Origin of the sequence: Bacteroides sp. D1 (assembly GCF_000157095.2) — a bacterium.
In the GTDB taxonomy this organism is placed as follows: domain Bacteria; phylum Bacteroidota; class Bacteroidia; order Bacteroidales; family Bacteroidaceae; genus Bacteroides; species Bacteroides xylanisolvens.
The window spans coordinates 200041-211906 of record NZ_JH114332.1 but is presented as its reverse complement, the minus strand read 5'-3'; the positions used below and the strand labels follow the sequence as shown (position 1 = coordinate 211906).

Sequence of the window (11866 nt, the reverse complement as noted above, 5' to 3'; positions counted from 1 at the left end):
AACATATTTTTGTTGATTAGTAAAATCGTCGTAAAGTAAAAAAGACAATGGCTGCATTCTTTTCCAACCAGCAATTGAAATAAATGAAGCATTTTTTTTATTGTTTTCCATATCTATTAGGTACATCTGTTAAGTTAAACAAAAGTTAGATTCTCTTTTTAAAAGCAATTTTTCACACTCTACCTGTGAAAAAGTGTTGCAAACATAACGACTTAATCAAGATATAGCAATGCAGAATCGTACAAATGCATGGAAAATACCGTCTTTTGCACGATATTCCATGCTGTAGGAGCGATTTTCGATTAGTACCTAATGACTATGAACCTTTTTGTTTCTATTTTATTGTATGGGAAATAGTAATTTATAAACCTAAAAATGATATGGCGAATTTTTCAATTGTAGTTGTTCCAACTAAAAAATTATCAAATGGCAGACATCGAATAAGGATAGCCGTAGCACATCATTCTCAAACCAGATATATACCTACCCAATTTACTTTGGATTCTGCCAATCAACTAAAAAATGGTCGAGTAGTAAGGCATGAGAATGCAGCGAATATGAATGCCTGTCTTCGGAAACTAATCAATGAGTATGAAGAAATTGTTACATCGATCAGCTATTTACCAGCAATTTCATGTACCGAACTTATACGTATAATTACTTATGAACAAAAGAAAAAAGGTATAACCTTTCAAGCTGTTGCAAAAGAATACATGAATTTCATGAAAGGAGAAGAGCGGGAGAAATCTTATAAACTTTATAAGATAGCTTCCGAAAGATTAGTCAAATATATGAAAGGGGATTTTCCTTTAATTCAATTGACACCTATACATATCCAAGGATTTGCCAAAGTTCTTCACGAGGAGAATCTGGCAGATACAACTATCAGAATATATCTGACTTTAATAAAGGTGATAGTAAATTATGCCGGTAAGATGAATTATGTATCTTACTCCATTCATCCTTTTGTCCTCTTTAAGATGCCGACAAGTAATGTGCGAGAACTTGATTTGTCAATAGATGAACTGAAGAGAATACGTGATGTCCGGCTTTTAAAGTCTTCTTTATCCATGGTGAGAGATATTTTTATGCTTTCTTATTATTTAGGCGGTATCAACCTGAGAGATTTATTAGCATATGATTTTAAAAATAAGAACGATATGCGTTATGTGCGTCACAAAACACGCAATAGCAAGAAGGGAGAAAATGAAATTGTATTTACTTTGCAGCCTGAAGCAAAAGTGCTTATAGATAAATATATGTCGAGAAATGGGCATTTGCAATTTGGTAAATATTCATCTTATAAACAAATATATAGTTTAGTCTTCCGACATATAAATAAGGTAACAGAACTTTCAGGGGTAAAGAAAAAGGTTACTTACTATTCCGCCCGAAAGACATTTGCACAACACGGATATGATTTAGGCATTCAAATTGAAAAAATAGAATACTGTATCGGACACAGTATGAAAAATAACCGTCCTATCTTTAATTATATTAAGATTATGCAAGAACATGCCGATAAGGTGTTCCGTGCCGTACTTGACCAATTGCTATAGTATAGATAGTTTTTCACTGCTATTTTTATTTCCTTCTTTTGCTAATCGATTTCATTCCGATCGCTATTCTTTTTTCGTTCCACTATAGTTATCCGCAAAGTATACTATAGTTACCCTTGCGGATAACTATAGTCAAACGCAAAGATAACTATAGTGGAACGAAGAAAGATTCGCATGCCGGATAACTCATAATAGGTAAAAAAGAAATTAATGGTACTAATTGTTCAAATCTTATCCTCAATTGATTGCTAGCTATATGTAGTCGTCTGATGTGCAGGCAGTTATGTTTAAAAAGAGAATCTAACTTTTGTTTAACTCTATAATAAATATGCTATGTAAATATAGAAATACCATACAATATATTATACAACTAAACCTCTATAAAGTACTACGTTACAGGAATATCCATATAAAATATAAAAAGAAACAAAGAGTCTTCATTAGAGGATAAAAAGATAAATCAACAATAAAGGATCTATAAACCAATATTTATAACTTAATAATTAAAGTATGAAAAGCAACAAAAAAGGTAATCACCTGTATGCCTATAAGGATACTATCCGACGGCTATTTCTTCTCACTTTGTTCTCCTTTTTAATAGTAGAATCCTATGCCCAAAACAAAACGATTTCGGGTACGGTTACAGATTTTACCGGAGAACCGGTTATTGGTGCCAGTGTGTTGGTTAATGGTACTACTAATGGTACAATTACTGATTTAAATGGCAAGTTTTCTCTTTCCAATGTACCAACCAAAGGTACAATCACTATCACTTATATAGGATACAAAAAGCAAGAAGTATCCGTAGCAGGAAATACTAACTTCAAGATAACTCTTCAAGAAGATACTGAAACACTGGATGAAGTAGTAGTTGTGGGCTACGGTGTACAGAAGAAAAGCGATGTAACTGGCGCTATGGCCCGCGTAGGAGAAAAAGAATTAAAAGCAATGCCTGTAAGAAATGCATTGGAAGGAATGCAGGGCAAAACAGCAGGTGTGGATATTACATCTAGCCAACGTCCCGGAGAAGTCGGTAACATTAACATTCGTGGGCAACGCTCTATTAATGCAGAGCAAGGACCACTGTATGTCGTAGATGGTATGGTAATTCAAAATGGAGGTATTGAAAACATCAATCCTTCCGACATTGAAGCTATTGACATTTTGAAAGATGCTTCGGCCACAGCCATTTATGGTTCACGTGGTGCCAATGGTGTAATTCTCGTAACTACTAAAAAAGGAAAAGAGGGAAAAGTAACCCTGAACTATTCAGGTACTGTTACTTTTGAAACATTACATGATGTCACAGAAATGATGTCCGCCACAGAATGGCTGGATTATGCTCGCCTAGCCAAATACAATGCGGGTTCTTATGCTTCGGCCACTCCAACTTTTGAAGCAGATAAAGCAGCATTCGGCAGTGTAAGCGCTTCGTGGAAGAATATCGAGCAAGCATGGTCAAATGGCAATTATGATCCCTCAAAGGTCGGCTCCTACGACTGGGCATCTCACGGCAAACAGACGGGTATCACCCACGAACATACCTTAAGTGCCTCCGGAGGTTCGGACAAATTCCAAGGTTATGCTTCATTCGGCTATCTAGATCAAAAAGGAACACAACCAGGACAAGCCTATGAACGTTATACATTAAAGACATCATTTGACGTAACTCCTGTTGATTGGTTCAAAATGGGTTCTTCAATTAACGCATCATATTCTACTCAAGACTATGGATATAGTTTCTCTAAATCCGTAACTGGTTCCGGTGACTTCTATAGTGCATTAAGAAGCATGATCCCATGGACTGTGCCTTACGATGAAAACGGTGAATATGTCCGTTATCCAAGCGGTGACGTAAATATCATCAACCCCATCCGGGAATTAGACTATAATACCAATCAACGCCGTACTTTCCGTGCTTCTGCCAGCATGTACTCACAGATTGATTTCGGAAAAATTTGGAAACCACTGGAAGGTTTATCCTATCGTCTTCAGTTTGGTCCCGAATTTCAATTTTACACTCTAGGAGTTGCTAACGCTGCTGATGGCATCAATGGAGATGGTAACAACGGTGCACAATATAAGAACGAACAAAAGCGTGCATGGACATTGGATAACCTGATCTATTACAATAAAACTCTAGGTCAGCATAGTCTAGGAATGACATTGATGCAATCCGCTTCTGCCTATCATTACGAGATGGGAGATATGAGAGCCACCAATGTAGCCTCGTCGGATGAGCTTTGGTATAATATGGGATCTGCCGGTACATTGAATTCCTTTGGTACTGGGCTAACCGAAACTCAGATGGCATCTTATATGGTTCGACTGAACTATGGTTACAAAGATAAATACTTGTTAACGGCATCTATGCGTTGGGATGGTGCCTCTCAATTAGCCGAAGGGCACAAATGGGCAAGTTTCCCCTCTGCAGCTATTGCATGGAGAATGGATCAGGAAGATTTCATGAAAGACATCAGTTGGTTGAATCAGTTGAAACTTCGTGTAGGTATGGGTGTCACAGGCAATGCAGCTATCAAAGCATACGCAACCAAAGGTGCCATCACCGGTTTATACTATAACTGGGGACAAAGTGATTCATCTTTAGGTTATGTACCTTCCGATCCTTCACAAAAAGAGCCTGCTAAAATGGCTAATCCAACCTTAGGCTGGGAACGAACTACACAATACAATGTCGGTATTGACTATGGCTTCTTTAATAACCGACTCACCGGTAGTATTGATGCATACAAAACAAAAACCAATGACTTATTATTAGAAATGTCAATCCCTTCATTAACGGGTTATGTTTCTACGTATGCCAATGTGGGTAAAACATCCGGATATGGTATTGATTTGCAAGTAAATGCAATACCAGTACAAACCAAAGATTTTACCTGGAGCACTACTTTAACATGGTCTATGGATAGAAACCGAATTGACGAATTATCTAACGGCAGAACTGAAGATGTGAATAACAAATGGTTTGTCGGTGAAGAAATCGGTGTTTATTACGACTGGGTATATGATGGAATATGGAAAACGGAAGAAGCTGAAGAAGCTGCTAAATACGGACGTAAGCCAGGACAAATCAAAGTAAAAGATTTAAATAATGATGGTGCAATAGATGCTAACGATGACAAGCAAATTGTAGGGCATACACGTCCACGCTGGACAGGTGGATGGAGCAACACTTTCAGTTATAAGAATTTTGAGCTTTCCTTCTTTATTCTGTCACGCTGGGGATTCACAGTCCCGCAAGGAGCTGTAACGCTCGACGGTCGCTATATGCAACGTAAAGTAGACTATTGGGTGGCTGGTACAAATGAAAATGCAAAATACTATTCACCCGGCTCCAACGGCGAAGGAGCCGATGCTTTCAACAGTGCAATGAACTATCAAGATGGATCGTACATTAAAGTACGTAATATTTCATTGGGCTATAATTTTACCCCGCAACAATTAAAGAAGTTGGGTATCAATAATCTGAAGCTATATGTTCAAGCCATGAACCCATTCAATATCTATAAGGCATGTGACTTTTTAGATACAGACTTGGTAAACTATGACAATAATACCAAGACATTTGGTTCACCTACCACTTTGAAGAGTTTTGTAATAGGTGTCAACATCGGATTCTAATCAACAAATTAAAGTAAAGACATTATGAAATTAAATAGAATATTATTTGCTGCTTTAATAGCCAGCGTAACAGGAAGCTCGATCACATCGTGCAGTGAGTCTTTCCTTGATGAAAATCTTACGACTCAATATAGTACAGACCGTTTTAAAACCCAGGAAGGTCTTGATGAATTGGTAACTGGCGCCTATCAGAAACTTAAATTTAAATTCAATTATATATGGGGGATCCAATGTTACAATATGGGAGTGGACGAGTTTACCGATGCTAACAATGTAATTCCTGCATGGAATCACTATAGCCAGGATTTAAACTCATCTGAAAATGGTGCCAACCAACCCATCTGGGATAATTACTACGGACTAGTTGAACCCGCAAACATATTGATTCAGAACATACCTCAATATTATAATCAGAGTTCACCTACATACAACACCCGTTTAGGAGAAGCACATTTCCTTAGAGCTTATGCTTATTTTGAATTAGTAAAACAATTTGGTGGCGTACCTTTGAAATTAGCTCCGTCTACAAGTGCCGAAACATATTTCACACGGAATTCTGCTGAAGAAATATACACACAGGTTATATCTGATTTTGGAGAAGCCTACAGATTACTTCCCAATAAAGGTGAATCAATCGGACGGATTAACAAATATGCTGCCGCACATTTCCTTGCAAAAGCACATTTATTCCGTGCATCTGAATTGTACAGCGATTGGAACAGTAATTATGTAGCATCCGACCTCGATGCTGTTATTCAATATGGTTCGGAAGTTGTAGATGCACATCCGTTGTGTAGTGATTATGTAGAACTTTGGGACTATGAACAGCCAAACGGAGCCAATGAGAAAGTAAGCGAAGTGATTCTAGCGGCTCAATTCTCTAATGATGAATCAACATGGGGACGCTTTGGAAATCAGATGCATCTTTATTATCCGGCCGTATATCAAGGCAATGATATAGGTGGATGTAAACGTGACATCTCAGGAGGACGTGAATTCTCATACGTAAGTGCTACAGAGTATACCATGCAGGTATTTGACCGTGTCAATGACTCTCGTTTCTGGAAATCATTCATCACCTGTTATGGAGCCAACGAAACCAAAAGCGCTCCTACCTGGACAGCAGAAGATATGCCATACGCTCCGGCAGGTGTAAAAGAAGGTGACAAACGTTTTAGTGGAGGTGAACTCGGTATGAAATACATCGTTAATGACCCGGGAGACAACCGCTATGAGAAATATCCCAATGCTCCGGCGTATACTGTTTTGAAAGATGGAAAAATGTGTAACACGTATACATATGTACGCTATTTCAAAGGGCAGGAACACAGTTGGAATGTAAATGAAAAAACAGGTAATTATTACGATATCATACCCCACAAACGTTCCGTAGCTTTATCTAAATTCCGTGATGGTTACCGTGTTTCTATTGCGTCTCAATTCGGTACTCGTGATGCTATTATCGCCCGTTCGGCAGATGATGTACTAATGGTTGCCGAGGCATATATTCGTAAGGGGGAAGCCAACTATGACAAAGCTATCGAGTGGATGAATAAATTACGTGAACGTGCCGGTTATAAAACAGGTGAGGATCGTAGTAAGAATGTAGATGGCGGACAAGCCTATAAGAACAATCCTTATTGTTCGGGAAAGGGGGGCGGTCATTCTTCTGAAGGTGCTATTTACTGGGAAGAAAATACTTATTACGAGTCAAACAATATAGAACAGGAAACCACTGCTTCTACCAAAACAACAATGAAATTAAATAGTGTATCAGATGTATATAATTCTACAGTAGATGTCCCTATTTACAACGAACTGGGCTGCACATCCAATGCTGACAAAATGATGTGCTTCCTGTTGAATGAACGTACAAGAGAACTTTGTGGCGAATTGCAACGCTGGGAAGATCTGGCACGTACCAAGACGTTAGACGCCCGTTGGCATAAATTCAACGATGGTGCCAGCAGAGGTCTTGGCGAATTCAAATCGGAGAAACATTACTATCGTCCGATCCCCCAAGCCTTCTTGGACGGTATCACCAATTCAAATGGTTCTGCATTAAGCAATGAGGAAAAGAAAGCAATGCAAAACCCGGGATATTAAGATAAACAGCTAATCCTATTGCCACTTGTCACTCTTTGAAATAGAATTTCTAACCAAAGAAGAACAAGTGGCAATATTTTTTAATGCTCCTTTCACTTCGTCTTCTTCACCATGAACTCTTTAATCTGTTCACTAATCTGCTCCATTCCCTTTATTGAAGGATGCCCACTCTTTTTGTCAATGTCATGCAATTCTATACAATCAATATTATAATGCCTGCAGATAGTTCTGACAGATTCATTAAACTCTTCCTTTAAACCGGAATTCAATAAAAAATAGATTTCAACATTAGGATAGCGATCAATCATGTGAGCGAGCATATAAGCCATAGCCGGACGAAATTTATACAAATCATCTTTAGCCCACCCCACATACTGATACTCCCCAAGCGGAGAGCCAGCCCAACAATCATTAGTTGCGCCAAAAACAAAAATTACATCCGGACAACCCAGTTGATCCATACGGGTTATAAAAGAACGATCCGAGTAATCTTCATTGCGATAACCCGTATTACAAATCGTTGCACCCGAAAATGAATTATTGACACAAAGGCGGTAATTATTCTCTTTAATGAATTTATGCCACCACGTCTGTTTTACTGAAGTCACATCTGTTTGTTGTCGTGGAGAGACATAATACCAAATACTATTCGTATCTGGTTGTAGATATCCTTCAAACGTTGAATACGAGTCGCCTAAAATAGAAATAGATTTCAGGCTTTGGGCAAAACTTATACTGCTACATAAAATAGTAAGTAGCAGCAAAAAACAGGATTTCTTCATACTAGAATAAAGTTTTCAATTTTGCCGCTAATATACTACATTATGCTAATATGACAGTGCGATTTTTTCTGCCAATTTCAGAAAATGATTATTTTACCTCCCTTTCATAGGTCACATTCTTCTCTACTACATTCTCCACATTATTCACTTTCTTTACGAACTTCTTCACTTCCCCTACCTTCACATTCTTGATTGTTACATTCTTCACCGGAAGTTTTGCATCTCCTTTCAATTCGTAAATAGCATCTGCTGACTCACAAGTGACTTTATCCATATAAATGCCATCAATACGGGTAATCCGTTCTTCATAAGTAGGTACCAAATCTTTCCATTGATAAAGCACTTCGGTATCTATTTCAAGTACACGTTGAGCCATTCCTGCCTGTACATTCTTCATATAAACGTTTTCTATAAACCCACCTCTACGATGATTGGTTTTTACGAAAAAAAGACGCATTACTGAATTCGGAGCTGTGCAATCATGCATATAAATATTCCGTATTCCTCCGGAAATTTCACTTCCAATACCAAGTAATGTATGTCCTTTAAGAATCTGGCAATTACGGATAACAATATTTTCGCAAGGAGTATTTAATCGCCAGGCATCTTGATTACGTCCGGCTTTAATCACTACTGCATCATCACCCTGATCGAAAGAACAATCTTCTACCAGAAAATTACGGCTCATTTCGAAATCAATACCGTCATTATTATGTCCGTGCGCTTTTACATCCAGATTACGTACCAGTCCTCCGTCACACATATAAAGATGAATGGTCCAGAACGGACTTTCACGAATCTTAAACCCATCCAATAAAACATTCTTGCAGCGATTGAAATGAATCAAGTGCGGACGAAGGTGGTTCTCTCCTACCGCCATTTGACGTTCAATAACAGGAACATCGGTCGAAGCTTTCGTATATAACTCTTTCAATGCCTCCAAATGAGGTTGAGGACGTTTGAACCATACTTTCCAAGTATCCATCTTCGGCTGAAGAGTCCCTTTACCTGTAATTGCCACATTCTCACATTCAAAAGCATAGAGTAATGGAGAATAATTATAACATTCCAAACCTTCCCATGAAGTCATCACTGCCGGAAGATAATCAGAAGGATTATCCGTAAAATTCAGAATTGCATTCTCCTCCAAATAAAGATTTACATTACTTTTAAAATGAATTGGCCCAGTTAACCATATACCTGCCGGAACAACAACACGTCCGCCACCTGATTTATGACACGCTTCAATAGCGGCAGCAATTGCTTTTGTATTGTTTACTTTACCTCCGTTTTTTGCTCCGTAATCTGTTATCAAAAAGTCTTTGTCCGGATAGATAAATACTTTAATAGGTTGCATAGGGAAAGGAGCTTTCACCTTTACCATTTTATAATTATCAGCGGCAAAAGTAAAGGAAGCTGTCAATAAGCAAAGGCAGACAACTACCATCGGTTTCAGTAAGTAAGTCTTCATTACAATATCATATTTTTAATTCTTCAAACACATCAAAGATAAGAATATTAATTTATAGCCGGTCACATTGAAAACACCAATACACCCGCTGTAGGAATATTTGTAGTTCCAATCAATGCTTTGGCTCCTTTCGGCAAGTTGAAGGCATAGGGCTGGTCTGAATAGTTCAAAACAATTCCCAAGCCATTCCGGTATTCCATTGTCACGCCATAAGGCAAATCCATTACCGGGATATTCAGCTGTGCATATAGTTTTTTCAATATATCTTTTTCCAATGCTCCGTTGTGGCTGTCCACTCCAACATAAGTAATCGTACCTTTCCCCAGTTTGCGGAAAGTCACAGCCGGACTTCCTTCATAGAATTCGTTCTTATAAGTAGCCCATATTTGAGCATCTGCCGGAGGATTCAGAATCTCTCCCCATGTATTCCAAGCATACTCTTTTCCGTTCATAACAACAGTACCGGGATCTTCGGGAAGAAGCAAATCATAAAAGTTCATTTCATTTCCGGTCAGCGGAGTAATCATAGAGCCAAAAGGAGCCTCCGGGAGACGACCATAACGATCCTTCTGCGCCGTACGACAAGTCAGAATGAGGTTTCCGCCATTCTTCACATAAGAAATCCATTTGTCCACCAGTTCTTTATCAGCTAATTGATAAGCCGGCGCAATGACGACCGGATAATCGGATAAGTTCTTGGCTTCTGATATAAAATCGACGGGGGCTCCGAATGATTTTAAGGTACGGTAATACTTTTCAATATGCACAAAAGTATCCCAAGTCCGGTTTTGCTTCTGTCGCTCAATGCTCCAGGAGTTTTCAGGATTGAAAAGAATAGCTGTACGACGTGCCAGGTAATCAGCAGGCTTCGCCTCACGGGGAGCATAATGCTTACGAAGTTCACGAATCTCTTTTATAAAAGTTTCATACTCTTTTCCACCGGGGGTAACAGTCACTCCGTCTGTTCCTACTATTCCATAATGATACTGTTCTGTACCATAGAGCGGTTGGCGATAGCGGTAGGTACAAATAAAATCACTTCCACCGGCAAATACACTCCACATCCATAGACGGACAGCTCCCGGAAGAGGCTGGGGATTGATACTGCCCCAGTTCACTTGTCCCGGTTGCAGTTCCATTACACCATACGTTCCCTGTATCGGACGGAAAAAATCATTCGCCCAAGCAATACGCAATGGATTACCTACACGATAGCCCCGACGACCGATTCCCTCATTATCTCCATATACCATGTAACGGGTATAGCTTTGGAAATCCAACGCAGGACTACCACCAATATGTCCTTCATCATAGTTCGGTATATAATTGGTTGTTACCCATTGGTTCTTTGCATATTTCTTGATTAACAAGCATTGCTCATTCAGAAAATCATTGGTTTGCATTGCTGCAAAACGACGGTAATCCAAAATCTGATGATGATTCATAAACATCTGTACACGCTTGGGAAGCGTTATTTCATCAAAAGAAGAATAAGACTCACTCCAAAAAGCAGTTCCCCAGGCATTATTTAAAAGTTGAATGTCATTATTGTATTTGGCACGAAGAAAATCACGGAAGGCAAGTTCCGCTTTCGGATTATAGTCAAACTGTACGGCAGGTTCGTTATCGAGTTGCCATCCGATAATACGAGGATCGTTACCATAGTGCTGCGCCAGTTTTTCAATCATCTTATAAGATAACTCTCTGTAAAGAGGAGAAGCAAATGAAGCATGCTGACGGGCACCGTGGTCAAGTACCGTTCCATCTTCATTCTTCAACAGAATTTCAGGATATTTCCGGCTCATCCATACAGGAGGAGTGGCAGTAGACGTACACATTATCACTTTTAAATCATATTTGGCAGCTAAAGCTACCGCTCTGTCAAGCCAGGCAAAATCATAACGTCCTTCTTCCGGCTCCAACTGCGCCCAGGCAAACTCGGCAAAATGAGTAAATTCAAATCCCAGTTCATGCATTTTCTTGAAGTCACGTTCCCACTGGTTTTCATCCCAGTGTTCAGGATAATAGTAGACACCTGTCAGTGTCAGATCTTTGTCATTAAACCAAGAAGAGGGGTGTGCTGTGGTTGAAAGGGTCAGCAGACTGACACAAAGAATCGCTAATATTTTACTTTTTATCATATACTTCATAAATTCAATTGATTATTAATGTTAGCTATTGTTTATCATTCGTTTTATAAATGGGAATTTATCAGTTAAATGAGAATTTATCGGTTAGGCTGAAAGCCTTACAATTATATATTTATTGGGATGCCCTGAAAGGGCTTAATTATATAGCGTAGGGCA

At 38.8% G+C, this 11866-nt stretch carries 6 protein-coding genes; 3 read left to right on the top strand and 3 right to left on the bottom strand.

Annotation, left to right across the window (positions count from 1 at the left end; translation table 11 throughout):
* Nucleotides 1-380: 380 nt before the first annotated feature.
* The 3 genes from BSAG_RS17700 (at nucleotide 381) to BSAG_RS17710 (ending at nucleotide 7307) form a co-directional block, all read left to right on the top strand.
* Entirely contained in the window at nucleotides 381-1559 is a 1179-nt protein-coding gene (locus tag BSAG_RS17700) for a tyrosine-type recombinase/integrase (RefSeq protein ID WP_008771100.1), read from the top strand.
* A gap of 510 nt (nucleotides 1560-2069) precedes the next feature.
* Nucleotides 2070-5201 carry a SusC/RagA family TonB-linked outer membrane protein gene (locus tag BSAG_RS17705; RefSeq protein ID WP_004315619.1) on the top strand — a complete coding sequence of 1044 codons (3132 nt, stop codon included), beginning with the start codon at nucleotides 2070-2072 and terminating at the stop codon, nucleotides 5199-5201.
* Between the two features lie 24 nt (nucleotides 5202-5225).
* A complete protein-coding gene (locus tag BSAG_RS17710) occupies nucleotides 5226-7307 on the top strand; it encodes a RagB/SusD family nutrient uptake outer membrane protein (protein WP_004315618.1) in 2082 nt (693 codons plus the stop codon).
* Nucleotides 7308-7399: 92 nt separating this feature from the next.
* On the opposite strand, the gene BSAG_RS17715 is transcribed toward BSAG_RS17710, so the two are convergent.
* The 3 genes from BSAG_RS17715 to BSAG_RS17725 form a co-directional block, all read right to left on the bottom strand.
* Entirely contained in the window at nucleotides 7400-8089 is a 690-nt protein-coding gene (locus BSAG_RS17715; protein WP_008017535.1) for an SGNH/GDSL hydrolase family protein, read from the bottom strand.
* A gap of 88 nt (nucleotides 8090-8177) precedes the next feature.
* Complete coding sequence (locus BSAG_RS17720) at nucleotides 8178-9560, bottom strand: glycoside hydrolase family 28 protein (RefSeq protein WP_004315616.1); 1383 nt, start codon at nucleotides 9558-9560, stop codon at nucleotides 8178-8180.
* Nucleotides 9561-9622: 62 nt separating this feature from the next.
* A complete protein-coding gene (locus BSAG_RS17725) occupies nucleotides 9623-11710 on the bottom strand; it encodes a beta-galactosidase (RefSeq protein WP_004315615.1) in 2088 nt (695 codons plus the stop codon).
* Nucleotides 11711-11866: the final 156 nt, after the last annotated feature.

Coding starts and splice junctions, on each gene's coding strand:
- BSAG_RS17705 (WP_004315619.1), top strand. CDS start 2,070: ATGAAAAGCAACAAAAAAGGTAATCACCTGTATGCCTATAAGGATACT.
- BSAG_RS17725 (WP_004315615.1), bottom strand. CDS start 11,710: ATGAAGTATATGATAAAAAGTAAAATATTAGCGATTCTTTGTGTCAGT.
- BSAG_RS17710 (WP_004315618.1), top strand. CDS start 5,226: ATGAAATTAAATAGAATATTATTTGCTGCTTTAATAGCCAGCGTAACA.
- BSAG_RS17715 (WP_008017535.1), bottom strand. CDS start 8,089: ATGAAGAAATCCTGTTTTTTGCTGCTACTTACTATTTTATGTAGCAGT.
- BSAG_RS17720 (WP_004315616.1), bottom strand. CDS start 9,560: ATGAAGACTTACTTACTGAAACCGATGGTAGTTGTCTGCCTTTGCTTA.
- BSAG_RS17700 (WP_008771100.1), top strand. CDS start 381: ATGGCGAATTTTTCAATTGTAGTTGTTCCAACTAAAAAATTATCAAAT.